Annotated in this window: 25 protein-coding genes; 15 read left to right on the plus strand and 10 right to left on the minus strand. The window is 68.3% G+C overall.

Annotated elements, in window-relative coordinates:
* The first annotated feature begins 44 nt into the window (after positions 1 to 44).
* From hemA to ppk2, 4 genes are read left to right on the plus strand one after another with little or no spacing between them, the layout of a single operon-like run.
* A complete protein-coding gene (hemA, locus tag AC5P7S_RS13060) occupies positions 45 to 1,328 on the plus strand; it encodes a glutamyl-tRNA reductase (RefSeq protein WP_095377067.1) in 1,284 nt (427 codons plus the stop codon).
* The gene (prfA, locus tag AC5P7S_RS13065) at positions 1,306 to 2,388 is read left to right on the plus strand and encodes a peptide chain release factor 1 (RefSeq protein ID WP_095377068.1); all 1,083 of its coding nucleotides are present in this window, start codon (positions 1,306 to 1,308) and stop codon (positions 2,386 to 2,388) included. The genes hemA and prfA overlap by 23 nt, the downstream gene beginning before the upstream one ends.
* A 5-nt stretch (positions 2,389 to 2,393) precedes the next feature.
* The gene (locus tag AC5P7S_RS13070) at positions 2,394 to 4,100 is read left to right on the plus strand and encodes an O-linked N-acetylglucosamine transferase, SPINDLY family protein (RefSeq protein WP_095377069.1); all 1,707 of its coding nucleotides are present in this window, start codon (positions 2,394 to 2,396) and stop codon (positions 4,098 to 4,100) included.
* 46 nt (positions 4,101 to 4,146) lie between these two features.
* Positions 4,147 to 4,929, plus strand: a complete 783-nt coding sequence (gene ppk2, locus AC5P7S_RS13075; RefSeq protein WP_049439764.1) for a polyphosphate kinase 2 — start codon at positions 4,147 to 4,149, stop codon at positions 4,927 to 4,929.
* A 534-nt stretch (positions 4,930 to 5,463) separates the two neighbouring features.
* Here ppk2 and AC5P7S_RS13080 read toward each other — a convergent pair.
* Entirely contained in the window at positions 5,464 to 6,039 is a 576-nt protein-coding gene (locus tag AC5P7S_RS13080; protein ID WP_053501043.1) for a TlpA family protein disulfide reductase, read from the minus strand.
* Entirely contained in the window at positions 6,036 to 7,310 is a 1,275-nt protein-coding gene (locus AC5P7S_RS13085; protein WP_095379300.1) for a YihY family inner membrane protein, read from the minus strand. The genes AC5P7S_RS13080 and AC5P7S_RS13085 overlap by 4 nt, the downstream gene beginning before the upstream one ends.
* A gap of 77 nt (positions 7,311 to 7,387) precedes the next feature.
* On the opposite strand from AC5P7S_RS13085, the gene wrbA reads away from it, so the two are divergent.
* The 3 genes from wrbA to AC5P7S_RS13100 all read left to right on the plus strand — a co-directional run bounded on the left by wrbA (position 7,388) and on the right by AC5P7S_RS13100 (position 8,878).
* Positions 7,388 to 7,981, plus strand: coding sequence for an NAD(P)H:quinone oxidoreductase (wrbA, locus tag AC5P7S_RS13090; protein WP_053501045.1), 594 nt, complete (start codon positions 7,388 to 7,390; stop codon positions 7,979 to 7,981).
* Positions 7,978 to 8,313: a DUF2069 domain-containing protein gene (locus tag AC5P7S_RS13095; protein WP_005415388.1), complete on the plus strand. Its 336-nt coding sequence runs from the start codon at positions 7,978 to 7,980 to the stop codon at positions 8,311 to 8,313. Before wrbA ends, AC5P7S_RS13095 begins: the two co-directional genes overlap by 4 nt.
* A 79-nt stretch (positions 8,314 to 8,392) precedes the next feature.
* On the plus strand, positions 8,393 to 8,878 hold the full coding sequence (locus tag AC5P7S_RS13100; protein ID WP_053501049.1) for an asparaginase domain-containing protein: 486 nt from the start codon (positions 8,393 to 8,395) through the stop codon (positions 8,876 to 8,878).
* Between the two features lie 189 nt (positions 8,879 to 9,067).
* On the opposite strand, the gene AC5P7S_RS13105 is transcribed toward AC5P7S_RS13100, so the two are convergent.
* The 3 genes from AC5P7S_RS13105 to sufT form a co-directional block, all read right to left on the minus strand.
* Positions 9,068 to 10,810, minus strand: a complete 1,743-nt coding sequence (locus AC5P7S_RS13105; protein ID WP_053501047.1) for a S8 family peptidase — start codon at positions 10,808 to 10,810, stop codon at positions 9,068 to 9,070.
* A 451-nt stretch (positions 10,811 to 11,261) separates the two neighbouring features.
* Entirely contained in the window at positions 11,262 to 12,356 is a 1,095-nt protein-coding gene (locus AC5P7S_RS13110) for a branched-chain amino acid aminotransferase (RefSeq protein ID WP_005412326.1), read from the minus strand.
* 59 nt (positions 12,357 to 12,415) lie between these two features.
* Positions 12,416 to 12,967, minus strand: coding sequence for a putative Fe-S cluster assembly protein SufT (gene sufT / locus AC5P7S_RS13115; protein ID WP_005415385.1), 552 nt, complete (start codon positions 12,965 to 12,967; stop codon positions 12,416 to 12,418).
* 122 nt (positions 12,968 to 13,089) lie between these two features.
* Here sufT and AC5P7S_RS13120 point away from each other — a divergent pair, with 122 nt between their 5' ends.
* Complete coding sequence (locus AC5P7S_RS13120; protein WP_032953950.1) at positions 13,090 to 13,509, plus strand: membrane protein; 420 nt, start codon at positions 13,090 to 13,092, stop codon at positions 13,507 to 13,509.
* Between the two features lie 97 nt (positions 13,510 to 13,606).
* On the opposite strand, the gene AC5P7S_RS13125 is transcribed toward AC5P7S_RS13120, so the two are convergent.
* On the minus strand, positions 13,607 to 15,067 hold the full coding sequence (locus AC5P7S_RS13125; RefSeq protein WP_095379298.1) for an NAD(P)(+) transhydrogenase (Re/Si-specific) subunit beta: 1,461 nt from the start codon (positions 15,065 to 15,067) through the stop codon (positions 13,607 to 13,609).
* Positions 15,064 to 15,384 (minus strand): NAD(P) transhydrogenase subunit alpha part 2, encoded by a 321-nt coding sequence (locus AC5P7S_RS13130; RefSeq protein ID WP_005415382.1) that lies wholly within the window; start codon positions 15,382 to 15,384, stop codon positions 15,064 to 15,066. Before AC5P7S_RS13130 ends, AC5P7S_RS13125 begins: the two co-directional genes overlap by 4 nt.
* 98 nt (positions 15,385 to 15,482) lie before the next feature.
* Here AC5P7S_RS13130 and AC5P7S_RS13135 point away from each other — a divergent pair, with 98 nt between their 5' ends.
* The 3 genes from AC5P7S_RS13135 to AC5P7S_RS13145 are packed head-to-tail and all read left to right on the plus strand — an operon-like array spanning position 15,483 to position 16,855.
* The gene (locus tag AC5P7S_RS13135; protein WP_081275820.1) at positions 15,483 to 16,067 is read left to right on the plus strand and encodes an RNA polymerase sigma factor; all 585 of its coding nucleotides are present in this window, start codon (positions 15,483 to 15,485) and stop codon (positions 16,065 to 16,067) included.
* Complete coding sequence (locus AC5P7S_RS13140) at positions 16,064 to 16,390, plus strand: hypothetical protein (protein ID WP_005415380.1); 327 nt, start codon at positions 16,064 to 16,066, stop codon at positions 16,388 to 16,390. The genes AC5P7S_RS13135 and AC5P7S_RS13140 overlap by 4 nt, the downstream gene beginning before the upstream one ends.
* 3 nt (positions 16,391 to 16,393) lie before the next feature.
* Positions 16,394 to 16,855 carry a DUF3106 domain-containing protein gene (locus AC5P7S_RS13145; RefSeq protein WP_095379295.1) on the plus strand — a complete coding sequence of 154 codons (462 nt, stop codon included), beginning with the start codon at positions 16,394 to 16,396 and terminating at the stop codon, positions 16,853 to 16,855.
* Between the two features lie 62 nt (positions 16,856 to 16,917).
* Here AC5P7S_RS13145 and AC5P7S_RS13150 read toward each other — a convergent pair whose 3' ends face one another.
* Complete coding sequence (locus AC5P7S_RS13150; protein WP_095379293.1) at positions 16,918 to 17,997, minus strand: NAD(P) transhydrogenase subunit alpha; 1,080 nt, start codon at positions 17,995 to 17,997, stop codon at positions 16,918 to 16,920.
* A gap of 51 nt (positions 17,998 to 18,048) precedes the next feature.
* Entirely contained in the window at positions 18,049 to 20,370 is a 2,322-nt protein-coding gene (pacR, locus tag AC5P7S_RS13155; RefSeq protein WP_032953949.1) for a PacR family protein, read from the minus strand.
* A 331-nt stretch (positions 20,371 to 20,701) separates the two neighbouring features.
* Between pacR and AC5P7S_RS13160 the strand changes: the two genes are divergently transcribed.
* Genes AC5P7S_RS13160 through AC5P7S_RS13175 form a run of 4 tightly spaced genes read left to right on the plus strand, consistent with a single transcriptional unit; the run spans position 20,702 to position 23,556 of the window.
* Positions 20,702 to 21,283, plus strand: a complete 582-nt coding sequence (locus AC5P7S_RS13160) for a nitroreductase family protein (RefSeq protein WP_095379302.1) — start codon at positions 20,702 to 20,704, stop codon at positions 21,281 to 21,283.
* A complete protein-coding gene (locus AC5P7S_RS13165; protein ID WP_005415375.1) occupies positions 21,280 to 22,215 on the plus strand; it encodes a 5'-3' exonuclease in 936 nt (311 codons plus the stop codon). The genes AC5P7S_RS13160 and AC5P7S_RS13165 overlap by 4 nt, the downstream gene beginning before the upstream one ends.
* The gene (locus tag AC5P7S_RS13170) at positions 22,212 to 22,766 is read left to right on the plus strand and encodes an NUDIX hydrolase (RefSeq protein WP_005415374.1); all 555 of its coding nucleotides are present in this window, start codon (positions 22,212 to 22,214) and stop codon (positions 22,764 to 22,766) included. Before AC5P7S_RS13165 ends, AC5P7S_RS13170 begins: the two co-directional genes overlap by 4 nt.
* Entirely contained in the window at positions 22,759 to 23,556 is a 798-nt protein-coding gene (locus tag AC5P7S_RS13175) for an N-formylglutamate amidohydrolase (RefSeq protein WP_095379291.1), read from the plus strand. The genes AC5P7S_RS13170 and AC5P7S_RS13175 overlap by 8 nt, the downstream gene beginning before the upstream one ends.
* Positions 23,557 to 23,629: 73 nt before the next feature.
* Here the strand turns inward: AC5P7S_RS13175 and AC5P7S_RS13180 are convergent, their stop codons facing one another.
* Positions 23,630 to 25,042, minus strand: a complete 1,413-nt coding sequence (locus AC5P7S_RS13180) for an MFS transporter (RefSeq protein ID WP_095379288.1) — start codon at positions 25,040 to 25,042, stop codon at positions 23,630 to 23,632.
* Positions 25,043 to 25,070: the final 28 nt, after the last annotated feature.

Consider the following 25,070-nt stretch of genomic DNA (forward strand, 5'->3'; position numbering starts at 1 on the left):
AAATGTCGTCCAATGGCCAGCAGCTTATCGCAAGCAACTGAACAATGACCCTGTGGGTGCTCGGACTGAATCACCAGACCGCACCGGTGGAGCTGCGCGAGCGCGCGGCCTTCGCCGGTGAGGCGTTGCCGCGTGCGCTGGGCTCGCTGCGCGATACCCCGCAGATCGCCGAGGCGGTCCTGCTGTCCACCTGCAACCGCACCGAGCTGTACGCCGTGGCCGAGTCGGCACAGGCGCTGGACCAGTGGCTGCGCAGCCAGGCCGGCGACCTGCAGGGCTATCTGTACCAGCATGCCGATGCCGAGGCTGTGCGCCACCTGTTCCGGGTCGCCACCGGGCTGGACTCGATGGTGCTGGGCGAACCGCAGATCCTCGGCCAGGTGAAGGACGCCTGGTCGACCGCGCGCGACCATGGCCTGCTCGGCCAGCGCCTGGACCGCCTGTTCCAGCAGACCTTCTCGGTGGCCAAGCGGGCGCGCACCGATACCCAGGTCGGTGCCAACCCGGTATCGGTGGCGTCGGCCGCGGTGCGCCTGGCGCAGAACGCGTTCGCCCGGCTGGACGACTCCACCGTGCTGCTGGTCGGGGCCGGCGAGACCATCGAGCTGGCTGCACGGCACCTGAGCGAAGGCAAGGTGCGGCGGCTGCTGATCGCCAACCGCACCCTGGCCCACGCGCAGGAACTGGCCAGCCGCCATGGCGGCGTGGCCCTGCCGCTGACCGAACTGGACCGCCACCTGGGCGAGGCCGACGTGGTGTTCTCGGCCACCGCCGCGCGCGAGCCGGTGATCCATCGCGAGATGGTCGCCAAGGCCCTGCGTGCACGCCGGCACAAGCCGATGCTGCTGTTCGACCTGGCCGTTCCGCGCGACATCGAAGCCGAGGTCGGCACGCTCAATGATGCCTTCCTCTACACCGTCGATGACCTGGAACGCGCGGTGGAAGACAACCGCCGTGGCCGCCGCGAGGCCGCCGCCGAAGCCGAGGCGATCATCGACCTGCAGGTATCGCGTTACGTCGAGACCCAGCAGGCCAGTGCCCATCAGGCGCCTTTGCGGCAGCTGCGTGCGTTCGGCGAGGCCACCCGCGCCGAGTTGCTGGAGCGCGCACGCCAGCAGCTGGCCAACGGCAAGCCCGCCGACGAAGTGCTGGAGCTGCTGGCCCACGGCCTGACCAATCGCCTGCTGCATCCGCCGACCGCCGCACTGCGCGCCGCCGCGCTGAGTGGCGATGCCGACCTGACCCGCGCCGCCGAGCGCCTGTTCCCGGCCACGCCGGGCTACCGCCACCCACCCGTGAGATCCGATGACGCCGACCCTGCGCCGTAAGCTGGAAGCGCTGGCCGAGCGCCGCGAAGAACTGGAACGCCTGCTCGCCGAACCCGATGTGGTCGCCGACAACACCCGTTTCCGCGACCTTTCGCGCGAATTCGCCCAACTGGAGCCGGTCGCTGCCGCGCTCGCCGATGAAGCCCGTGCCAAGGCCGACCTGGCCGCCGCCGAAGGCATGCGCGCCGACCCCGTCCTGCGCGAGCTGGCCGACGAGGAAATCGCCGCCGCCCAGGCGCGCCTGCAGGAGCTGGAACAGGAACTGGCCCTGTTGCTGGTGCCGCGCGATCCGCGCGACGAAGGCAACCTGTTCCTTGAAGTACGCGCCGGCACCGGCGGCGACGAAGCCGCGATCTTCGCCGGCGACCTGTTCCGCATGTACGCCCGCTATGCCGAACGCCAGGGCTGGAAGGTCGAGATCGAATCGGACAACCCCGGCGAGCATGGCGGCTACAAGGAAGTGGTGGCACGTGTGGTCGGCCGGGGTGCGTTCTCGCGCCTGAAGTTCGAATCGGGCACGCACCGCGTGCAGCGCGTGCCGGCCACCGAATCGCAGGGCCGCATCCATACCTCGGCCGCCACCGTGGCGATCATTCCCGAGGCCGACGAAGTCGATGACATCGTCATCAATCCGGCCGACCTGAAGGTGGATACGTTTCGCTCGTCCGGCGCCGGTGGCCAGCACGTCAACAAGACCGAGTCCGCGATCCGCATCACCCACGTGCCGACCGGCGTGGTGGTGGAGTGCCAGACCGAGCGCAGCCAGCACGCCAACCGCGACAAGGCGATGAAGCGCCTGAAGGCGCAGCTGCTCGATGCCGAGCGCCAGCGCCAGGACGCGGCACAGGCCGAGTCGCGGCGCCTGCAGGTCGGCAGCGGCGATCGCAGCCAGCGCATCCGCACCTACAACTTCCCGCAGGGCCGGATCACCGACCACCGCGTGGAAGGCCTGACGTTGTACGACCTGCCCAACATCCTGGCCGGTGACCTCGACCCGCTGCTGCAGCGGCTCAGCCACGAACACCAGGTCGACGCCCTGGCCCAGCTGTCGGCGGGCTGAGCACGATGACTGCCTGGCAGCAGCGGCAGCACCTGCAGCAGGCGATCGCACGCCAGCCCGGCGACTTCGTCGCCTGGGTGATGCTGGCCGACCTGGAACTGGAAGCCGGCGACATCGCTGCCGGCGAGCAGGCCGCACGACACGCCCTGCAACTGCGCCCGAACCACCCCGAAGCGCTGGCGCGGCTGGGCCGCGTGGCGTGGATGGCCGGCGCGCACGCCGACGCGGCGAAGCTGCTCGGCCAGGCCTCGGCATTGGCCCCGCAGCACCCGGGCATCGCGCTGTGGCTGGGCCATGCGCTGGAAGATGCCGATGATGCCGAAGGCGCGGCAGCGGCCTATCGGCGCGCGCACGCGCTGATGCCGGGCGAACCCTACATCGCCGCGCAGCGCCTGGCCTGGCAGCGCCGCCTGTGCGACTGGCAGGATGTGGACACGTTGGCTGCGCAGGTGCGCAACGCGCTGGCCTCCGGCCAGGGTGCGGTGGAGCCCTTTGCCTTCCTCAGCGAAGACGCCAGCGCTGCCGAGCAGTTGGCCTGTGCGCGCGCACGCGCGGCGGTCGTTGCGTCGGCGGTGCGCCCCCTTCCTGCAGTGAAGGTTCGCGAGCACGGCGCGTTGCGCGTCGGCTTCCTCTCCAATGGCTTCGGCGCGCATCCCACCGGGCTGCTGACCGTGGCCCTGCTCGAACACCTGCGCCATGACCCGGCGCTGCAGCTGCACCTGTTCGCGCTGAACCGCGCCGATGGCAGCCGCATCCGCGAACGCCTGCAGGCTGCGGCCCGCCTGCATGACGTGGCCGCACTGCGGCATGCCGACATCGCGGCCCGCATCCGTGCACAGGGCATCGACCTGCTGTTCGACCTGCGCGGCTGGGGGGGCGGCGGCACGCCCGAAGTGCTGGCCATGCGCCCGGCCCCGTTGCAGCTGAACTGGCTGGCCTACCCCGGCACATCGGGTGCGCGCTGGCTGGATGCCGTGGTCGCCGACGAATTCGTGCTGCCGGCATCGCTGGAACCTCACTTCAGCGAACGCGTCCTGCGCCTGCCACGTGCCTTCCAGCCCTCGGACAACACCCGCGTACTGGAGCCGGCACCGTCCCGCGCGGAGTGCGGCCTGCCCGAACACGGCGTGGTGTTCTGCTGCTTCAACAACAGCTACAAGCTCAACCCGCGCAGCATGGGCCGCGCCTTCGCAGTGCTGCAGGCCGTGCCCGGCAGCGTGCTGTGGCTGCTGTCCGGGCCCGGCAAGGCCGATGCGCGCCTGCGTGCGGCCGCGCAGGCCGCCGGCCTGGATCCGGCGCGGCTGGTGTTCATGGCCAAGCTGCCGCATCCGCAGTACCTGGCCCGCTATCACCTGGCCGACCTGTTCCTCGACACCCATCCGTACAACGCGCACACCACCGCCTCCGATGCGCTGTGGGCCGGCTGCCCGGTGCTGACCTGCCCGGGCGATACCTTCGCCGCGCGCGTGGCCGGCAGCCTCAACCATCATCTGGGTCTTTCGCGGATGAACGTTGCCGACGATGCGGCGTTCATCGCCACCGCCAGCGCGCTGGGCAACGACCCGGTGGCGCTGGCAGCGTTGCGTGCCGAACTGGCGCAGGCACGCGAAGACAGTGGTGTGTTCGACATGGCCGGTTTTGCCCATGACCTTTCCGCCCTGCTGCAGACGCTGGCGGGCGAGCAGGGCTGGCAGGGCGTCGACACCCCCTGAGCAACCCCTGCGTTACGCTCCGGCTTGCTCCCCGCGTGGTGTGACGATGGCCAAGCTCAAGCGCAAGGACTACGACGAACTGCTGCTGCCGCTGCAGCTGGAACTGACCGCAATGGCGCGCTGGGTGCAGTACAGCGGGCAACGCCTGCTGGTGCTGTTCGAAGGCCGCGATACAGCTGGCAAGGGCGGCGCGATCCAGGCCATCAGCCAGCATCTCAACCCGCGCCAATGCCGGGTGGTGGCGCTGCCCAAGCCCACCGACCGTGAAGCCACGCAGTGGTACTTCCAGCGTTACGCCGCGCATCTTCCCGCCGCCGGCGAGATCGTGCTGATGGACCGCAGCTGGTACAACCGTGCCGGTGTTGAACGGGTGATGGGTTATTGCAGCGAAACCGAATACCAGCAGTTCCTGCGCCAGGCGCCGGTGTTCGAACAGCTGCTGGTGGACGACGGCATCCTGCTGTTCAAGTACTGGTTGTGCGTGGACCAGGAGCAACAGGAAAAGCGCTTCGCCGAACGCCATCTCGATCCGCTGAAGGGCTGGAAGCTCTCACCGGTCGACCTGAAATCGCGCAGCAAGTACAGCGCGTACACCGAGGCACGCGAGGCGATGCTGCGCGCGACGCATCGCGAGGCGGCGCCGTGGACGCTGGTGGACTTCAACGACCAGCGGCTGGGGCGGCTGACGCTGGTGCGCAACCTGCTGGACCGGTTGCCGGACACGCGGGTGGACGCACCGTTGCCGGAGCTGCCGAAGCTGAAGGGCAAGCTGCATCGCGAGCACTACGATGTGCTGAAGCCGATCGAGGATTTCCCGGTCGAGGGATAGGGTTGGTCGGCAGGGCTTGCGGCCCTGCACCTGCCGAAGCCAGAGCAACGGCAACAGCAACAGCAACGGCGGGCTTCCTGAGGGATGGCGGGGCGGGTCCGGGTGCGGGGGGCGCTGCAAGTACGTCCATGTAAGCTCGGTCGCCGCATCCATGCGGCTCACGCCCCCGCACCCGGACCCACCCCGCCTTCGACAGATTTCCGCGATCTGTCGTTGATCCACACCATGCGTGGATGCTCTTCGAATTCAATTCGAAATATTCGATTTGTCTGGAGAATCATCCACGCATGGCGTGGATCTACCAGACATGAGGAATCTGTCAGAGGTGGGGCGGTGTCGGAGTGCGGGGTGTCAGCCGCATGGATGCGGCTGCCAAGCCTACATGGACGTACTTGCGGCGTCCCCGCACTCCGACACCGCCCCGCCATCCCACGGATAGCCCGCTGTTGCTGTTGCTTCGGCTGTTGCTGTTGCTGCCGGCCAGCGGCCGGCACTACCGCGGGTGCAGGGCCGCAGGCCCTGCCGACAAACCCACTACTTGGCAGCCGCGATCTGCTTCTCGATGTCGGCGGCGGTCACCGGGCCAAGGAACGTGTGCGCCAGCTTGCCCTGCGGGTCCAGCAGATGCGTCAGCGGCAGGCCACGCGGCGTGGCGAAGTCGGCCGGCGGATCGAACGGGTCCACGATCACGATCGGATAGGTCACCGGATGCTTGGCCAGGAACGACTGCATCTCCGGCACTTCGATGTCCTCGTAAGCCAAGCCGACCACTTCGATGTTGCTACGCATCGCATGCAGGGCCGACAGCTCGGGCATTTCCTTGCGGCACGGCGCGCACCAAGTGGCCCAGAAGTTCACCACCACCCACTTGCCGCGATGCGCGGCCAGGTCGTAGTCGCTGCCATCCACCGCCTTCATCTTCAGCGTCGGGAACTCGGCGGTGGTGCGCTCGGCCGGGGTTTCCTCGACCGGTGCCGGCGTGCTCGGCGTCGGTGCCTGCGCCGGTGGCTGGCTGCTGGCCGGTGCCGGCTCCTGGGCCGGTTTGCAGGCCGCCAGGGCCAGCAGCAGGGTCAACGGGAGCAGCAGCGGCAACGACGTCTTGCGGGTCATGGGGTGTCTCCAGAGTCGGTATAGATATCACTGACCTTGCGCTTCAGGCGTTCGCGCAGGGGCAGTCGCAGGTCATCCAGCGCCGCCAAGGCGGCACGGCCCAGGCTGTCGTCGCGGTACGGGAGGTGCTGCTCGGCTACCGGGATGCGCAGCTGGGTGCATTCGTACAGATCGGCCAGGCTGACCTGGTCCAGGTCGCGTGACAGCAGCCACTCGCCGCGCTCATCGCGGCGCAGCAGGTCGATCTCCTGCAGGTTGCAGATCAGGTCCTGCAGCAGTGAATCGGTCAGCATCGGCTCCAGCCGCAGGATATCGTCATCGGCCAGGCCTTTGCCCTTGGCCCGTGCATGCTGGAAGCGGCCAAGCAGGCGCAGCAGCCCATAGAACTCGTACCCCTGCGGCAGGCGCAGCTCGACCGGCTGGTAGCGGAAGGCGGCCATCGAGGAGGCCAGCGACGCACCCAGCAGCACCGCCACCCAGCACAGGTAGATCCACAGCAGCAGGATCGGCACGAAGGCGACCGTGCCATACAGCTTCTGATAGGACTGGAAGCTGCCCAGATACGCGCCGATGCCCCACTTCACCAGTTCAAGGATGACCGCCGCCAGGATCGCGCCGGGCACGGCATGCCGCCATTTCACCGTGTGGTGCGGTACCACGCGGAACATCAGCGTGATGCAGACGAACTCGATCAGGATCGGTGCCAGCCGCAGCGCCAGTTCGGCCAACCAACGGCCCTCCTGGGTACCGAACAACGGCATCGCGAACACCCTCGCCGATACTGCCAGCGATGCGGCGGCAAGCATCGCGCCCAGGGTCAGCACGGTCCAGTAGACCAGGAAGCGGGTCAGCTTGGGCCGGCTCGAGCCGACCCGCCAGATCTGGTTGAAGGTCTCTTCCACGCTGTTGAGCGTGATCAGCAGTGAGGCGACCAGTGCGATGAAGCCGGCGGCCGTCAGCTGGCCGGCACTGGCCGAAAACTGCCGCAGGTAACCCTCGGCCGCGCGCGCCGCGGAGGGCACGAAGTTGGAGAACACGTAGTCGCTGAGCTGATCGCTCCAGCGGTCGAAAACGGGAAAGGCCGAGAGCACGCCGAATACCACGATGGCCAGCGGCACCAGCGCGAACACCGTGGTGTACGCCAGCGCCGCCGCTGCCTGGAACAGGCGGTCGTCGAGGAAGCGATGCCACAGGAAGCGGCCGAAACTGATGGCCCGTGCGCGATCCCGCGCGCGCTCCATCCACAGGTTGAGCGTATCCAAAGGTTCCATCGGTGGAAGGGTACCCGATGCGGAATGCTCGCAGGATAGCCATACTGGTGGCCACACGACGAGGAGAAGCGGGCACGATGGGCGAGATTCTGGTGCTGTATTACAGCCGGGGCGGTTCGGTGGCACGGCTGGCGCGCCAGATCGCGCGGGGCATCGGCGAAGTGCCGGGCATGACCGCGCGCCTGCGCACGGTGCCGCCGGTGGCCGCAGTGACCCAGACCGCGCAGCCGCCGGTACCCGAAGATGGCGCCCCCTATGTAAGCGTGCAGGACCTGGTCGAATGCCAGGGCCTGCTGCTCGGCAGCCCGACCCGCTTCGGCAACATGGCCGCGCCGGTGAAGCATTTCCTGGATGGGCTGGGCGCCGAATGGGTCAATGGCACCCTGTCCGGCAAGCCGGCTGGCGTGTTCACGTCCACCGCATCCATGCATGGCGGCCAGGAATCGACCCTGCTGTCGATGCAGGTGCCGCTGCTGCACCATGGCTGCGTGATCGTCGGCATCCCGTTCACCGAACCGGCGCTGAGCCATACCACCAGTGGCGGCACACCCTATGGCGCCAGCCACGTAGCCGGTGCCGCCGACGACCCGCAGCCGACCGACGACGAAGCCGTGCTGGCGCGCGCGCTGGGGCGCCGGGTGGCCGGCATCGCGCAGCGGTTGGCCCGATGAGCGCCGCGCCGCGCACGGTCCTGCTGCTGGCCCTGATGGGGCTGGCCGCGCTGTTCGCGGGCTGGTTCATCAATGACAAGCACTGGCTGGCGACCCAGCTGGTGTTCACCGCGCCGCCGCTGGCGCTGGCCATCGCCGTGCGCCTGGGCTGGCGCAAGGCCGGATTCTGGGCCTCGGTACTGGCGCTGGGCTGGTTCAGCCACGGCGTGATGAGCGCCTGGAGCCACCCGGAAACGCGCTGGCTGGCGCTGATCGAGATCGCGCTGGCCCTCCTGGTGATCTTCAGCGCCAGCCTGCCCGGCCTGCGCGCCCGCTTCGGCAAGCAACGCTGACGCTGCGCCCGCTGGGTCGTATCATCTGCATTCCTGGCCCCGCGCCGCAGTACCTGTCCTGGTTTCGCGCATGCACATGATGGAAGAGCTCCTGGTCGTCACCACCGGTGGCACGATCGACAAGATCTACTTCGACGACAAGTCGGACTACCAGATCGGCGATCCGCAGATCGGCATGATCCTGCGCGAGCTGGGCGTGACGTTCCGCTTCAACGTGATTCCGATCCTGCGCAAGGATTCGCTGCACATCAACGATGAGGACCGCGAACTGATCCGCGCCACCATCGCCGCGCAGCCGACCCGGCACGTCCTGGTGACCCACGGCACCGACTCGATGGTGCACACCGGCAAGGTGCTGGCGACAATCCCCGACAAGACCATCGTGATGACCGGCGCACTGAGCCCGGCACGCTTCCGCGGCTCGGATGCCGAGTTCAACATCGGCTGTGCGATCGGTGCGGTGCAGTCGCTGCCGAGCGGCGTGTACATCGCGATGAACGGGCGGATCTTCGACCCGCAGCACGTGCGCAAGAACGTGGCTGCGAACCGCTTCGAGTCGGTCTGAGGAACCGCGTGCCGACCAAGGTCGGCACCTGCCAGAGCACTGTCCTTGTAGTGCCGGGCCATGCTCGGCAACCGCGTGCCAGCGTGGCACAACGGTCGGCAGCCGGAGCAGCCGAGCATGGACTCGGCTCTGCAGAAGCGAAAACGCCCCGGCCGAAGCCAGGGCGTGCCCTTGGAGAGGGACTTGGGCTCAGTACTGGGCGTTGAGGGTCACGCCCGAGAAGGTGCTGTAGGCCTTCACCCGCACATACCATGTGCCGGCGGCAGGGCTGTTGATGGTGCAGGTCTCGCTGTTGCCACTCAGGTACGGACGGCAGGTGTAGCTGGTATCGGTCGGGGCACTGCCCTGGCGCACGTACAGGTCGGCATCGCCGCTGCCGCCACTGATCGTCACGCGCAGCTGGCTGCTACCGGCCGGAACGGCGACGGTGTAGTTCAGCTCGGCACCGGTTGCGGCGCCCAGGCCGGTCACCGGCACGTTGTTCTGCAGCACGTTGCCACCCGGGTTCGGGTTGCCACCGCCGTTGATCGCCGCAGCCACGGCCGCGTTGGCGTCGACGATGCCGGCGCCGCAGCCACCCGAGCAGGCGCCCGGCAGCGGGCGTGCAGTGCTCTTGATGATGCTTTCGACCTGCGCCGGGCTCAGCGGGCTTGGCGCGACCGACTGCATCAGCGCAACCACGCCGGCCACGTGCGGCGCCGCCATCGAGGTGCCGTTGTACGACGCGTAGCTGGCGCTGCCAGGCGTGGTGGTGCCGGTGTTGAGGGTGGACAGGATGCTCTGGCCCGGTGCTGAGATGTCGATGCCGGTGCCGTAGTTGGAGAAGCTGGCACGCGCACCGGCCGAGGTTGTGGCCGCCACGGCAATCACGTTCGGGCAGTTGGCCGGCACCGACGAGGACACGTTGGTGTTGCTGTTGCCGGCGGCGACCACCACGGTGGTGCCACGGCTGACCGCGCCGTTGATGGCGTTCTGGTAGGTGGTGGAGCAGCTGCCGCCACCACCCAGCGACATGTTGATGACTTCGGCCGGATTGGCGTTGGCCGGCACGCCACTGACGGTGCCGCCAGAGGCCCACACGATCGCGTCGGCGATGTCGGAGGTGTAACCGCCGCACTTGCCCAGCACGCGCACCGGGACGACCTTGGCATTGAACGCAGTACCGGCCACGCCGGTGCTGTTGTTGGTCACCGCCGCCACAGTGCCGGCGACGTGGGTACCGTGCCAGCTGGAGTTGGAGGCCGGGATGCCCGAGCCGCACTCGTTGGCGCCGTACCAGTCGCCCTCGTCATTCGGGTTGTTGTCGCGGCCACCGCCATCGCGCGCCATCGCGGCATCGCTGATGAAGTCATAGCCAGGCAGGATGTTGGCGTTGAGATCGGGATGGTTGGTGATGCCGGTATCGATCACGGCCACCACCACGCCGGTGCCGGTAGCCTTGTCCCAGGCCGGCTGCACGTTGATCGACGCGTTGGAGGTACCGAAGCCCCACTGCTCGCTGAAGCGGGTGTCATTCGGGGTCAGCGTCGCACGCATGATCTGGTCGACTTCGACGTATTCCACGTTCGGGTCGGCGGCGAGCTTGCGCATCAGCAGCTCGGATTCGGCCTGGTCAAGCGGCCGATCGGTCCTGACCAGGGTCGGGCCAACGGCCAGCTTGCGGACCTCCTGCAGGCCCAGCGCGCGGCCCTGGCTGCTGGCCAGGCCGGCGGCGGCACTCTTCAGCGAAGAGGCCAGTGCGGTGGTGTTGGCCACTGGCGCACTACCGTCGCGGTACTTCACGATGAAGCGCTGGTGCGTCGGCGCGGACTGCAGGCCGCTGAGCTGGACGTCACCGGCCAGCGCAGGCGTGGCCAGCAGCAGCGATGACAGAACGGACGCACCAAGGACCACCCACACTCGACGCACACGCGGTTGCGTTACCTGGGACATCGTATTTCCCTTTCTTGTGGTGTGAATGCCGGAATCGGCAGAAGCACCGGCCCGAACCCTGGGCTGGCTTGCGTTGGCGAGGTTCGAAGTCCGGCGAGTCAGCGGATCCCCCTAACGATCCGCCGTGCAGATGACGCTAATGGCCGAAACCGGACACCACAAGATTTTCAGCGTCTTTTCAGCAAGATGAAATGTTCGTTCTGAGACTTTTCGGGTCGAGGGTTTGTGAAGGTGAAGGAACTTTCTCGTGTCCTGCACAGACCTGACTGGGTCGTCACGTGTCCTGGAATGACTTTGCCGACATCGGCGTCCACCGATCCGGGGTCAGATCCCTTTTCACGCGGAAAGGGATCTGACCCCTTGGCCCGAAACGCAGAAAGCCCGTCGCGGGGACGGGCTTTCCAGAAGCGCAGCCGGGCGCGGGCCCGGCTCTACGATTCGATGTGGGCGATCAGCCCAGCTTGACCAGCCAGTTGTGGCGGTCCGGCAGTCGGCCGTACTGGATATCGGTCAGTTCCTTGCGCAGCGACATGGTGACTTCGCCGGCCGGCGCGTTGATGTCGCCCACCGAGAAGCCCTCGCCCTTCAGCTGGCCGATCGGGGTGACCACCGCGGCGGTGCCACAGGCAAACACTTCGCTGATCGCACCGGAGGCGACGCCGTCCTTCCACTCGTCGATGCTGACCTTGCGCTCTTCGACCTTCATGCCACGGTCGCGGGCCAGCTGCAGGATGCTCTCGCGGGTGATGCCCTCGAGGATGCTGCCCGACAGTTCCGGGGTGACCAGCGTGCCGTCCTTGTAGACCAGGAACACGTTCATGCCGCCCAGTTCTTCCAGGTACTTGCCTTCGACCGGATCGAGGAACAGCACCTGCGAGCAGCCCTGTGCCTGCGCCTTCTGCTGCGGGAGCAGCGAGGCGGCGTAGTTGCCACCGCACTTGGCAGCACCGGTGCCGCCCTTGGCCGCACGCGCGTACTCGGTGGACAGCCAGATCGACACCGGGGCAACGCCCTTGGCGAAGTACGGGCCGGCCGGGCTGGCGATGACGTAGTAGCCGGCCTTGTGCGCGCCGCGCACGCCGAGGAAGGCCTCGTCGCCGATCATGAACGGACGGAAATACAGGCTCGACTCATCGGCCGAAGGCACCCAGTCACTGTCGACGGCGATCAGCTGCTTCAGCGATTCGACGAAGATCTCCACCGGCAGTTCCGGCAACGCCAGGCGCTGCGCCGAACGCTGCAGGCGACGGCCGTTGGCATCCGGGCGGAAGGTCCAGATCGAACCGTCGGCGTGGCGGTAGGCCTTGATGCCTTCGAAGATTTCCTGGCCGTAATGCAGCACGGCGGCGGCCGGGTCCAGCTGCAGCGGGCCGTAGGCGCGCACATTGGCATTGTGCCAGCCGGCATCCTTGTCCCAGCGCACTTCCACCATGTGATCGGTGAAGTGCAGGCCGAAGCCCGGCTTCTCCAGGATCTTGGCGCGCTCTTCAGCGCTGCGCGGGTGGTCCGAACGGGTGACGGCGAAGCTGGGGATGGACTGGGACACCGGAGGATTCCTGTTCTGGTTGCGGGTAGTGCCGGGCCCGCGTCACTGCGGGCCCTGGGTCAAAGCATGCCGGTCTCTAGCCGGGCCGCCTCGGACATCATGTGCTGGTTCCACGGCGGGTCGAACACCAGGTCGACGTCGGCCTCGGCCACCGTCGGGATCATTTCAAGCTTGCTGCGCACGTCGTCGACCAGGATCTCGCCCATGCCGCAGCCCGGGGCGGTCAGGGTCATCTTCACGTCGATCTCGCGCTTGCCCTCATCCAGGTGCTTGATCTCGACTTCATAGACCAGGCCCAGTTCCACGATGTTGACCGGAATTTCCGGATCGAAGCAGGTGCGCAGCTGCTGCCACACCAGCTGCTCCACCTGTTCATCGGTGGCGTCGGCCGGCAGCTCGAGCGGCGCCGGTGCCTCCTTGCCGATGGCATCGCCGTCCTTGCCGGCGATGCGGAACAGGTTGCCCTCGACGAACACCGAATAACTGCCGCCCAGCGCCTGGGTGATGTACCCATAGCTGCCGGCAGGCAGGGTCACGGTATCGCCCTGCGGGACCATCACGGCCTCGCAATCGCGTTCGAAGTGGACAGGTTCGCTGCTACGGGAATACATGGGGACCGATATGGGGCCGTGGCCGAGGCCACGCAAGACGGCATTCTAGCCCAGCCGCCCCCGCACCGCCGGTGCACTGCGGCAAACCACAGTATCCTGTGGGTGATCTTCTGGGAGCTTCGATGTCCTCCAATGCCGCGCGTGCCAGGACCGTGACCTGGCTCTGGCCCCTCATGCTGCTGCTGGGCCTGTTTGTCGCTCCCCTCGCCTGGATGGTCCTGGCGCTGATGACCGGCCGGCAGGTCGGCTGGATGGCGGTGCTGGCCGCCCTGGAACTGGTGTTCATGCTGCGCCTGGGCACGCTGGGCCCAGGCCGGCTGCGCGTCGCCCTGGTCGTGCTCGGCACCCTGCTGGTGGCCGCCGTGGCCAACTGGGCCATCGCCAGCGCCTGGATGGGCGGCTCGATCGGCCTGGACCTGTGGGATGCCACCACGCGGATGGGCCCGCACCTGGCCTGGACCCTGATCAGCCTGGCCAATGGCGCGGTGGAATGGCTGTGGCTGGCCGTGGCCGTGGCCGTAGGTGCCTGGCTGGCGCGCTGAGCGCGTAGAGATCCGTGGATTCGGTAGTGCCGGCCGCTGGCCGGCAAAGGGGTCAGAGCCCTTTCCTGCGGAAAGGGATCCGACCCCGGTCCTCAACTCAATGCCCGCCGTCGAGCGCCTTCAGCTCGCTCACCAGCGAGGCCGCCGCTTCGGCGCCGTCGCCATAGAGCATGCGGGTGTTGTCGGCGTAGAACAGCGCATTCTCGATGCCGGCAAAACCGGTGCCCTTGCCACGCTTGATCACCACCACGTTGCGCGCGTTGACCACGTCCAGCACCGGCATGCCGTAGATCGGGCTGGCCGGGTCGGTCCGCGCCACCGGATTGACCACGTCGTTGGCACCGATCACCAGCACCACATCGGTATTGGCGAATTCGGGGTTGATGTCGTCCATGTCGGCGATCAGGTCGTAGGGCACGCCGGCCTCGGCCAGCAGCACGTTCATGTGCCCGGGCATGCGCCCGGCCACCGGGTGGATCGCGAACTTCACTTTCACGCCGCGCTGGCCCAGCCGCTGCGCCAGTTCCCAGATCTTGTGCTGGGCCTGTGCCACCGCCATGCCGTAGCCGGGCACGATCACCACGCGCTCGGCAAAGGCCATCATCGCCGCGACGTCCGACGCTTCGATGGGCTTCTGCGCGCCGGTGATCGCCTGTGCCTCGCCTCCGGCACCGCCGCCGAAGTTGGAGAACAGCACGTTGCGGATCGGCCGGTTCATCGCCTTGGCCATCAACCGGGTCAGCAGAATGCCGGCCGCGCCGACCATCATGCCGGCGATGATCAGCGCCTCATTGCCGAGCACATAACCTTCGAAGGACACCGCCAGGCCGGTGAATGCGTTGTACAGCGAGATCACCACCGGCATGTCGGCGCCACCGATCGGCAACGTCATCAGCACGCCCAGTGCCAGCGCCAGCACGAAGAAGGCGACGATTGCCGAGGTGTTGAGCGTGCTGGCCGCGATGATCGCCAGCACCGCCACCGCCAGTGCCACCATCAGGTTCATCACCTGCTGGCCGGGCCAGGTCACGCGCTTGTCCAGGCGTCCGTCCAGTTTGGCCCAGGCGATCACCGAACCGGACAGCGAGACCGCACCGATCGCCGCGCCGACCACCGCCAGCAGCAGCACCATGCCCGACGGCTGGCGCGCGGCCAGGTCGGCCAGCGCCTGCTCGCTCCAATGGCGGGTATCGCGGTTGGCAAGGAAGGCATAGCGCAGCAGCTCCACCGCACCGATCGCCGCGGCCGAACCACCGCCCATGCCGTTGTACAACGCCACCATCTGCGGCATGTCGGTGATGGCCACCTTGCCGGCCGACCACCAGGCCAGGCCCGCGCCCAGCAGCAGTGCCACCAGGATCAGCGGCACGTTGTGCAGTTCAGGCAGGAAGAAGGTCGCCACCGTGGCCAGCAGCATGCCCAGCCCGGCCCAGCGGATGCCGCTGCGCGCGGTCAGCGGCGAAGCCATGCGCTGCAGACCCAGCAGGAACAGCGTGGCGGCGACGAGGTAGCTGGCCTTGACCAGCCAGTCGAGCAGTTCGACGGTGCTGATGTTCAAGCCTGAGGCTCCTTCGGTTCGTCCCTGCCGCCCTTGGGCGCGCTCGGCTTGAACATCTCCAGCATGCGCGCGGTGACCACGTAGCCACCGGCGGCGTTGCCGGCGCCGAGCACCACGGCAAGGAAGCCCAGCGCCTTCTCCAGCGGCGTCTGCGCGTGCCCCAGCACCACCATCGCGCCGATCAGCACGATGCCGTGGATGAAGTTGGAACCCGACATCAGCGGGGTATGCAGGATCACCGGCACCCGCGAAATGATCACGTGGCCGGCGATGGCCGCCAGCATGAAGATGTACAGCGCTACGAACCCGTCACTCACTGGCAACGCTCCCGCTCTGTCTTCGTCGGCCCATCATAACCACGGGCTGAACCCGGCGCGCACCCGGCGTCAACCGCGGTGACGCTCACGCGTTGTCGATGGTGACCCCGAGCGAGGAACCGTACCCTGTGCTGGTGAGCAGCCCCGTCCCCCCGAGCGCCGACACCGATGCCCTGCCAGCATCGCTGGAGGCGTTCCTGGCCAGCGTCGGCCCGCGCGCGTTCCGTTTCGCCGAGGCCGGCCTGCGCCAGCGCGAAGACGCCATGGACGCGGTGCAGGACGCGCTGATGCGCATGCTGGACTACGCCGACAAGCCGGCGGCCGAATGGGCGCCCCTGTTCTGGAGCATCCTGCGCCGCCGCGTGATCGACCTGCAGCGCCGGCGCCGTTTCCGCCTGCCGTTCTGGCGCGACAACCAGGACGCCGACGGAGGCGGGATCGACTGGGCCGACACCGGCCCGGACCCGGCGCAGGCGCACGAACAGCGCCAGCAGTACCAGCAACTGGTGCAGGCCCTGCGTACCCTGCCCGCACGCCAGCGCGAGGCCTTCACCCTGCGGGTGCTGCAGGACCTGGACGGAGCCACCACTGCCCGCGCCATGGGCTGCAGCGAAGGCGCGGTAAAAACCCATCTGGCACGCGCCCGCCAGGCGCTGCAGGACTACCTGGAGACCCACCCGTGAACCGCTCCCTGCCCTCCGATGACATGCTGCGCAACCTGCACGCGCAGTCGCTGCAGGCGCTGTCGCCGGCCACGCTGGCACAGTTGCGCCAGGCCCGCCACGGCGCCAGCGCAGCCCGTCACGGGCGCTGGCGCTGGTGGCTGGCCAGCGCCTGTTCTCTGGTGGTGGCGCTGGGGATCGGCCTGCAGTTCAGCGGCCACAGCCCCCTGTCGCCCGCCGTGCCGGCACCGGTGCTGGCCTCGATGGAAGACAACAGCGTGCTGTACGACGAAAATCCCGATCTGTACCTGTGGCTGGGCGATACCGACCTGGCGATGGAGTGAACCATGTCCCGACTGCATACCCTGCCGCTGCTGTTGACCCTGTTGCTGCTGCCGGCCTTCCCGGTATTGGCGCAGAACGCCGCGCCCGCGCCTGCCACACGCCCCGCGCCAGCCCCACCACTGCCGGCCTGGGAACAGTTGAGTGAAGCGCAGCGGGAATCCCTGCTGGCGCCGCTGCGCGACCGCTGGAACAGCGCCGATGCCGGCCAGCGCCAGCGGATGCTCTCGCATGGCCAGCGCTGGCAATCGATGAGCCCGGAAGAACGCGACAAGGCCCGCCGCGGCCTGCGCCGCTTCGAGCACATGAGCCCGGAACAGCGCGAGCAGGCACGCGCCCTGTTCGGGCAGATGCGGGATCTGCCGCCCGCGCAGCGCGACGCACTGCGCGAGCGCTGGTCGCAGATGACGCCGGAGCAACGCAAGGACTGGGTGCGGGAGAACCCGCCGCCGGCGAAGCCACGGTAAGCCTTCGGGATACCAGGGTCAGATCCCTTTGCCAGAGGCAAAGGGATCTGACCCCGTATCACTCACGCCTGCCAGCGCGTCTTCGCCAGCAGTTCGTCGTCCCAATCGAAACCGAGCTGCCCGTCGCGCACGAACAGCGCAACGAAGTTGAGCAGGTTCCGTGCATACATCTCGCTGGCCTGGGTCGCGCCGCGGCTGGCCAGGCCCAGCGGACCGTCGATGGTCACGCCCTGGTGTTCGATGCACTGCCCCGGCAGGGTCAGTGCGCAGTTGCCGCCACTTTCCGCCGCCAGATCAACAATGACGCTGCCGGTGGCCATGCCTTCCACCATCGCGGCGGTCACGATGGTCGGTGCCGGGCGGCCCGGTACCGCAGCCGTGCAGATCACCACGTCCACACTGCGCAGGTGGTCGGCCAGCCGACGCTGCTGCTCGGCGCGCTCGTCATCGGTCAGCGCCCGCGCATAGCCTCCCTCGCCCGCCGCGCTGACCCCGAGGTCGAGGAAGCGTGCGCCCAGTGACTGGATCTGCTCGCGGGTTTCCGGGCGCACGTCGAAGCCTTCCACCTGTGCACCGAGGCGGCGCGCGGTGGCGATGGCCTGCAGGCCCGCCACGCCGGCACCGATCACCAGCACCTTGGCCGGCCGCACGGTGCCGGCAGCAGTGGTCAGCATCGGGAAGAAGCGCGGCGCGCGTTCGGCGGCGATCAGCGCCGCCTTGTAGCCGGCCATGCCGGCCTGCGAACTGAGTACATCCATCGCCTGCGCACGGGTGGTGCGCGGCAGCTGCTGCAGCGGGAACAGCTGCAGGCGACCATCGGCCGCCAGCGCGGCCAGCGCCGGATCGCTGGCCGGGGCCAGCAGGCCGACCACGCTGGTGCCGGGCTTGAGCTGTTCCAGCACCGCCGCAGGGGGGGCCTGCACGCACAGCAGGATATCGATCTCGGCCCAGCGGCCCGCGTCGAAGACGCGTGCACCGGCATCGTCATAGGCGGCGTCGGTGAAACCAGCCGCCAAACCCGCGCCCGCCTCATACCAGACGGCAATGCCCAAGGCCCCGAGCCTGCGCGCGGTCTCCGGCGTCAGCGCCACGCGCCGTTCGCCCGGCGCGGTCTCCTTGATCCCCAGCAACGCCACGGCCATGCAGGTCCCCGCTGATCGGTGAGTTTCCCGATCCTAGCAGGCGGCACCCGCTCAGTGCAGCGTGGCGCTGCCCGGGTCGAGGCGATCGATCACGCCCTGCATGGCGCTGTCGAAGGCGCCATCATCAACATGGGCACGCAGGCGGCCCAGCCGCATCATCACCGCCAGTTCTTCCGGAGAGGCCACGCAGAAGCGCACGCCGCGACGGTTGACAAACAGCAGGCGCGAGGAAATCGGGCTGACCCAGGACAGCTTGCCCGCCTGCACCTTGCCATCCTTGTCGACGAAGTCCAGCCAGTTGCCGATTTCCATGCGGCGGAAGCGGTCGGCATCGGCGTTGTCGAAATCGTCGGCGTCAATCTGCCCGCCAAGCTCAACCGCCGGCGATTCAGCCACTGGCGGCGCGGGCAAGGCAACCTGCGGCAGCTCCGGCAGCGCACGCTGCAGTTCCGGCCGCGATTCGGCGATGCCCTGCAGGGTGTCATGCAGGGCATCGATGGCGGCGGTTGCCGCATCGCCGTGCACGCCGACGCTGGCAAACACCTTGGCCAGCACCGGCTGCCAGGCCTGCAGCCACGGCTTGCCGACGATCTGGCGGCGGGCCTCGGCCACTTCCTCCAGCAAGCCGTCGCCAAGGCTCAATGCCTCGGCCACCGACGCGCCTTCTTCTCCCTCGCGCAGCAGCGCCAAGGTGAGATGATGCTGCCACGGCTGGCGCAGGAACTCGGCAATGGCCGGCGGCAGCGTGGCGTCACCGATGCGGCGGTCCAGTTCCGCACCGGCCCGGCTGCGGGCCATTTCCAGCTTTTCCTGGCCGCGCTGCGTTTCTGCGGCACGGCGCTCGGCGATTTCCACGCGGCGGCGATGCTGCACCAGGAACTCGCGGAATTCCTCTTCCAGGGTCAGGAAGATCGCCAGGTTCTCGTTGAACTCAGCCACCAGGCGCTCGATGATCTCTTCGACCTTGGCCATCAGCATGCGCTCGGCCTGGCTCTCGCCGGTGTTGCCCTCGCAGGCCTCGGCCAGCGAGTTGAGCAGCTTGCGCGCCGGGTGGGTCTTCTGCACGAACATGCGGCGGTCGAGCATGGCGACCTTGACGAAAGGCACCACCAGGCGGCCGATCAGTTCGCGCGAGCGGCCTTCCAGTTCACGCTCGTCCAGCATCACGTCGAACAGCATGCCGACCAGGTCGATGGCATCCTCATCCTGCGGGTCCAGCCGGGTCTGGCCCGGATCGACGCCAAGCTGGGTGGCGCTGGACAGCACTTCGCTCTTCAGGCGCTGCGCCAGCGATTCGCCGTCCTCGCCGATGGCCGCGCGCAGGGTGGCGCTGGGCGTGGCCTGCAGCAGCGACAGCACCGACATCATTTCGCGCTGGCTGAGCGGGCGCTGCTGGCCAACTGCCACCTGTGCCGCAGACGTGGCGTCCTCACGCACGTGGCGGGTCTGCTGCAGCAGTTCGTGCAGCGCTTCCAGCAGCATGCCCTGCTGGCCAGCGTAGGCCTCGCCGGTGGCGCCGTCATCGCCGCCGAGGTGCTGCTGCATATGCCCGCGGCGCTCGGACCAGCGGGCGGCGAAGCGCTGCGCCCAGGCCGGTGCGGCCTGCTCGTCATCGCTGAACCCCGGATCGACGCCCGCGCCGTGGCGATGCTCGACCAGGTCATCCAGCATCCCGGCCATGCGCGGATCCGGTGCCGGCGGTTGTGGGCGCTGCGGAGCCCCCATCTGCGACATCACGCCGGCTGCGGCCAGCTGCTCGTCCAGCTTCTCGTAGATGCGACCGACCGGTGCACGCAGGTCGCGCTCGCACAGCTTGATCAGCACCAGATGCACTTCCGGGGCCAGTTCACAGCCGGCAAAGGCTTCGTGGATGGCCACGCCCAGGTGTTCGGGGCTGATCGGATTGTGGTCCGCGTCCAGTTCCGCGCCGCCGATCAACCGGCCCAGGCGGCGATCCAGCCGCGCCAGCACCGGCTTGAAGTCACGCAGCAATACAGTGGCGAAATTGCGCACCGCCAACCGTGATTCCAGCACATGCTCGGCCAGCAGGCTGAGCCCATCCTCGGCCGGCCCGGACAGGGTCGCCTCGGCTGACAGCGGCTCACCAGCCTCCAATGCGGCCCAGGCCTGCTGCAGGTGGCCGGCGAAAGCGGCCGCGATGTCCTCACGGCGCCGGCGCAGTTCGCGCATCGCGTCCAGGAACAGCAACTGCGACGAGCCGGCATTGCCGGCGCGGTCGAACAGGGCATCGTCGAAACGCGCCAGTGCCGCCCCGAAGGCCTGGCACAACGCGGGCAGGACCATGTCCCGGGCACGCTGGAGCTGGGCCGGGTCACGGCCCGGCGATCCCATCGGTGTGGGCACGCTCATCATTCGGGAAGGCTCCCCACCTTCTCTGGTACGACAGACAGCATGGACATCGCGGCTTCCGGCACACCCCATGTACCGGAACGTCGATGGTAGGCCGGCCAGCCCGTCACGGACAGTGAAACAGTCCTCACTTCAAACCTCATGACCGGCGGCCCGGCAAGACAGATATCGTAAGCCGTGCAAGGCCCACGAGGCGAGGGGAAGCGGCTGTCCGTTTCCCGCCAGTGGCATGATGTTCATCACAGTTTGGTATTCAGGGGCCGGACGCGACACAGACGGCGTCATTGACCACCCCGACTATAATCAAACGCCCGTGATGACCGGTTCAGCCTCCATGCCCGATCCTGCCGCCCTGCTCGCCCTGGATGCCCGCCGCTCGGTGCCCTCGCGGCAACTGGGCGAGCCCGGGCCGGACCCGGCCACCCTGCAGCGGATGCTGGCCTCAGCGGTGCGCGTGCCCGACCACGGCAAGCGCGTGCCGTTCCGCTTCCTGAAAATCGCAGGCGATGCACGTCACACTCTGGGCGACTTCCTGGCTGAACGCAGCCGCCAGCGCGACCCACATGCGGGCGAGGCCGTGTTCGAGAAGGACCGCCAGCGATTCAGCCACGCACCGCTGGTGATCGTGGTGGTGGCCAGCCCGCGGCCGGACCCGAAGGTGCCCGAACAGGAACAGCTGATGACCGCCGGCTGCGTCTGTTTCGCCCTGCTGCAGGCCGCGCAGGCGCTGGGTTTCGGCGCGCAGTGGCTGACCGCCTGGATGGCCTTCGATCCGGCTGTTCAGGCCCACCTGGGCCTGGTCGACGGCGAACGCATCGCCGGCTTCATCCACATCGGTACGGCCAAGGCCGACGTACCCGAGCGCGAGCGCCCCGACCCGGCGGCCCTGCTGCGCGACTGGACGCCCCCGGCATGACCCTGCCGGCTGCCCCGCCGTCGCTGTACCTGGTTGATGCCAGCATCTACGTGTTCCGTGCCTGGCATTCACTGCCAGACCAGTTCCAGGACGCACAGGGCTGGCCCACCAATGCGGTGCACGGCTTCGCCCGCTTCCTGCTGGACCTGCTCGAGCGCGAGCGCCCGCGGCACATCGCCATCGCCTTCGATGAAGCGCTTGACAGTGGTTTCCGCCACCGGCTGTATCCGGCCTACAAGGCCAACCGCGAGCCAGCACCGGAAGCGCTCAAGCGCCAGTTCGTGCACTGCAAGGCGCTATGCGCGGCGCTGGGCCTTGCCGTCCTGGCCCACCACGAATACGAGGCCGACGACCTGATCGGCAGCGCCCTGCACGTACACCGGAGCAGCCATCGCGGGGTGATCATCTCCGCCGACAAGGACCTGTCGCAGCTGCTGGTCGACCATGACGAGCAGTGGGACTACGCCCGCAACCAGCGCTGGAACGTGGCCGGGGTGAAGGCGCGGCACGGCGTGCACGCGCACCAGATCGCCGACTACCTGGCGCTGTGTGGCGATGCGGTGGACAACATTCCCGGTGTCAGTGGCGTCGGCAGCAAATCGGCCGCCGTGCTGCTGGCCCATTTCGGCAGCATGGATGCGCTGTTCGAACGACTGGACGAAGTGCCGTTCCTGCGCCTGCGTGGCGCTGCACAGATGGCAGTGCGGCTGCGCGAGCAGCGCGAGCACGCCCAGCTCTGGCGCCAGCTGACCACCATCGCGCTGGATGCGCCGTTGGAGGGCAGCCAGCCCGGACTGCTGCGCCAATCGGCCGATCCAGAGCTGCTCGGTGGCCTGTGCCAGACCCTGCGCTTCGGCCCGATGACCCGCCGCCGGCTGTTCGACGCCGCCGGCGTGGCCGATCCTCTTCCCTCCCACAGCGAGCCCGCATGAGCCAGCGCAATACCGAAGCCCCGCGTGTCGTCTATGAAGGCAAGTACCAGCGCATGGTCGTGCGCGGTACCTGGGAATACAGCGAACGCACCCATGCCGGTGGCCTGGCCGCGATCATCATCGCCGTCACCCCGGAAGACAAGGTGCTGTTCGTCGAGCAGTTCCGCGTGCCGCTGCAGGCACCCACCATCGAGATGCCGGCCGGCCTGGTCGGCGACATCCACGCCGGCGAATCGATCGAAGTCTCGGCCGTGCGCGAACTGGAAGAAGAAACAGGTTGGACCGCTGATCACGCCGAAGTGCTGATGATCGGCCCGACGTCTTCCGGCGCCAGCAGCGAGAAGATCGCCTTCGTGCGCGCCACCGGCCTGCGCCGCATCGGCGAAGGGGGCGGTGATGACAGCGAGGACATCACCGTGCACGAGATTCCACGCAGCGAGGCTGCGGCCTGGCTGGTGCAGAAGATGGGCGAAGGCTACGAGCTGGACGCCAAGCTCTGGGCCGGGCTGTGGATGATCGAGCACCACCTGGACGGACGCCCACGTGGCTGACGCGGACCTGCACAGGCTGCCTGCGTTGCTCGGCGCCGACGACCCGGCGATCTACACGATCCACCGGGCGCAGGGCGTCTCGCCCTACCTCCTGCTGGCCGACCACGCCGGCCAGCAGGTGCCGCGTGCGTTGACCGGGCTCGGCCTGCCCCAGGCCGAGCTGGACCGCCACATCGGCTGGGACATCGGCATCGCCGGCACCACCCGTGCACTGGCCGAACGGCTCGATGCCTGGGCAATCGAACAGACGTACTCGCGGCTGCTGATCGACTGCAACCGCCCACTGGCCTCACCGACGCTGATTCCGGAGGTGAGCGACCACACCGTGGTGCCGGGCAATGCCGGGCTGTCGGCGGCGCAGCGACAGCAGCGCATCGATGCGATCCACGCGCCGTACCATGCACGCATCGAGACCGAGCTTGATGCGCGCCGTGATGCCGGCCAGCCCACCCTGCTGGTGATGATGCACAGCTTCACCCCCGTGATGAACGGCACGCAGCGGCCCTGGCACGCCGGCGTGCTGTACCACCAGGACATGCGTTTTGCCCATGCCCTGCTGCAGGCATTGCGCGACGAAGGCGACCTGGTGGTGGGGGACAACGAACCGTATTCGGTCAGCAGCACCAGCGACTACGCGGTGCCGGTGCATGGCGAAGGCCGTGGGCTGGTGCACGTGGAACTGGAGATCCGCCAGGACCTCATTGCCGATATGGCAGGGCAGCAGGCGTGGGCCGAGCGGTTGGCGCGGATCTTCAGCGCGCTGCAACCGGAGTTGCTGGCGCTGGGTTGAACGCGCGTGCATCCATGCCGAACCGGTAGTGCCGGCCGCTGGCCGGCACATCCACCCACGGCAGCGCCTTCAATCATGCCTCGTTGGCCGGGCAGACGGTGGCGGCCGATTCGGCCGGCGCCGGGCGCAGGCCCAGCGCGATCACCACGCCGAACAGTGAAAACAAGGCGGCACCGTATTCGGCGCGCACCAGCCCGGCCAGTGCACTCAGCGACCCGGCTGCACCCGCATGGGCATTGGCCACCATCACCAGCACCGCCAGGCCCAGCGCACCACCGATCTGCTGCGCGGTCGCCGCCATGCCAGATGCAACACCCTGCTGTGCGGACGGCACGCCCTGCCCGGCCACGATCCACATCGAGGTCCAGGTCATGCCCTGGCCGATGCTCAGCACTACCACGCCGGGCAGCAGCGGCCAGAAGTTCGCGCCGTGCGGCAGCGTCGCGGCCACCCAGGCGATACCGATGGCGCCGGCCAGCTGCCCGACCACCAGCACCTTGCGCGCGCTCCAGCGCTGCAGCGTCCACTCGGCCAGCTGGATGCCGACCGTGCACACCGCGGTGGCGGGCAGGAATGCCAGGCCGGCCTGCAGCGGGCTCCAGCCGTAGCCGTCCTGGAAGTACAGCGCCATGAAGTAGTACTGCACCCCATAGCTGCTCATGAAGGCGAAGGTCAGGCCCAGTGCCGCGCGCAGTCCGGGCAGCCGCAGCAACGCGAACTGCATCAGCGGATCGCGGCTGCGCTGTTCGATCTGCACGAACGCCACCAGCAGCAGCACCGACAGCAGCAGGCAGCCCAGCGTGGCCGGCGCAGTCCAGCCCCACTCCGGCCCTTGCACGAGGGTAGTGACCAGCAGGCTGCCGCCGGCAGTGACGGTGATGCAGCCGGCCAGATCGAACGAGCGGCCCTGCGCACGCGGGCCATCGGCCGGCAACCACGCACCCGCAGCCACCGCGCAGGTGGTGGCCAGTGGCACGATCACCGCCAGCACCGCCGGCCAGCCGAACGCCTGGGTCAGCACGCCGCCGAGCAGCGTGCCCAGCGCCAGGCCCACCGCGCTGGCCATGCTCCAGATCGCCAGTGCACGGTTGCGCACCGGACCTTCCGCATACAACGTGTTGATCAGGGCCAGCGTGGCCGGGAACAGCAATGCCGCGCCGATGCCCTGCGCCGCACGCGCGATGATCAGCAGGGTGGCGTTCGGCGCCAGCGCGCCGAGCAGCGACGCCAGTGCGAACAGCAGCATGCCCAGCCGGTAGAAGCGGCGGCGGCCGATCAGGTCGGCGGCACGGCCCCCCAGCAGCAGGCTGCCGCCAAAGGCCACGGTGTAGGCACTGACCACCCATTGCAGCTGCTGCGCATTGATCTGCAGCGCGCGCCCCATGTCATGCAGGGCGACGAAGATGATGGTGGCGTCCAGGGCAATGATCAGCTGGGCGGTGGCCAGCAGGGCCAGCGCCCAGCGCGGGTACTTGAGGGGAGGCATCGACGCTCCGGTGCTGTGGGGGAGCGCA

Source organism: Stenotrophomonas sp. YJH_SMC_32 (genome assembly GCF_059369975.1).

Coding starts and splice junctions, on each gene's coding strand:
- hemA (WP_095377067.1), top strand. CDS start 45: ATGACCCTGTGGGTGCTCGGACTGAATCACCAGACCGCACCGGTGGAG.
- prfA (WP_095377068.1), top strand. CDS start 1,306: ATGACGCCGACCCTGCGCCGTAAGCTGGAAGCGCTGGCCGAGCGCCGC.
- AC5P7S_RS13070 (WP_095377069.1), top strand. CDS start 2,394: ATGACTGCCTGGCAGCAGCGGCAGCACCTGCAGCAGGCGATCGCACGC.
- ppk2 (WP_049439764.1), top strand. CDS start 4,147: ATGGCCAAGCTCAAGCGCAAGGACTACGACGAACTGCTGCTGCCGCTG.
- AC5P7S_RS13080 (WP_053501043.1), bottom strand. CDS start 6,039: ATGACCCGCAAGACGTCGTTGCCGCTGCTGCTCCCGTTGACCCTGCTG.
- AC5P7S_RS13085 (WP_095379300.1), bottom strand. CDS start 7,310: ATGGAACCTTTGGATACGCTCAACCTGTGGATGGAGCGCGCGCGGGAT.
- wrbA (WP_053501045.1), top strand. CDS start 7,388: ATGGGCGAGATTCTGGTGCTGTATTACAGCCGGGGCGGTTCGGTGGCA.
- AC5P7S_RS13095 (WP_005415388.1), top strand. CDS start 7,978: ATGAGCGCCGCGCCGCGCACGGTCCTGCTGCTGGCCCTGATGGGGCTG.
- AC5P7S_RS13100 (WP_053501049.1), top strand. CDS start 8,393: ATGGAAGAGCTCCTGGTCGTCACCACCGGTGGCACGATCGACAAGATC.
- AC5P7S_RS13105 (WP_053501047.1), bottom strand. CDS start 10,810: ATGTCCCAGGTAACGCAACCGCGTGTGCGTCGAGTGTGGGTGGTCCTT.
- sufT (WP_005415385.1), bottom strand. CDS start 12,967: ATGTATTCCCGTAGCAGCGAACCTGTCCACTTCGAACGCGATTGCGAG.
- AC5P7S_RS13120 (WP_032953950.1), top strand. CDS start 13,090: ATGTCCTCCAATGCCGCGCGTGCCAGGACCGTGACCTGGCTCTGGCCC.
- AC5P7S_RS13135 (WP_081275820.1), top strand. CDS start 15,483: ATGGTGACCCCGAGCGAGGAACCGTACCCTGTGCTGGTGAGCAGCCCC.
- AC5P7S_RS13145 (WP_095379295.1), top strand. CDS start 16,394: ATGTCCCGACTGCATACCCTGCCGCTGCTGTTGACCCTGTTGCTGCTG.
- AC5P7S_RS13150 (WP_095379293.1), bottom strand. CDS start 17,997: ATGGCCGTGGCGTTGCTGGGGATCAAGGAGACCGCGCCGGGCGAACGG.
- pacR (WP_032953949.1), bottom strand. CDS start 20,370: ATGATGAGCGTGCCCACACCGATGGGATCGCCGGGCCGTGACCCGGCC.
- AC5P7S_RS13160 (WP_095379302.1), top strand. CDS start 20,702: ATGCCCGATCCTGCCGCCCTGCTCGCCCTGGATGCCCGCCGCTCGGTG.
- AC5P7S_RS13165 (WP_005415375.1), top strand. CDS start 21,280: ATGACCCTGCCGGCTGCCCCGCCGTCGCTGTACCTGGTTGATGCCAGC.
- AC5P7S_RS13170 (WP_005415374.1), top strand. CDS start 22,212: ATGAGCCAGCGCAATACCGAAGCCCCGCGTGTCGTCTATGAAGGCAAG.
- AC5P7S_RS13180 (WP_095379288.1), bottom strand. CDS start 25,042: ATGCCTCCCCTCAAGTACCCGCGCTGGGCGCTGGCCCTGCTGGCCACC.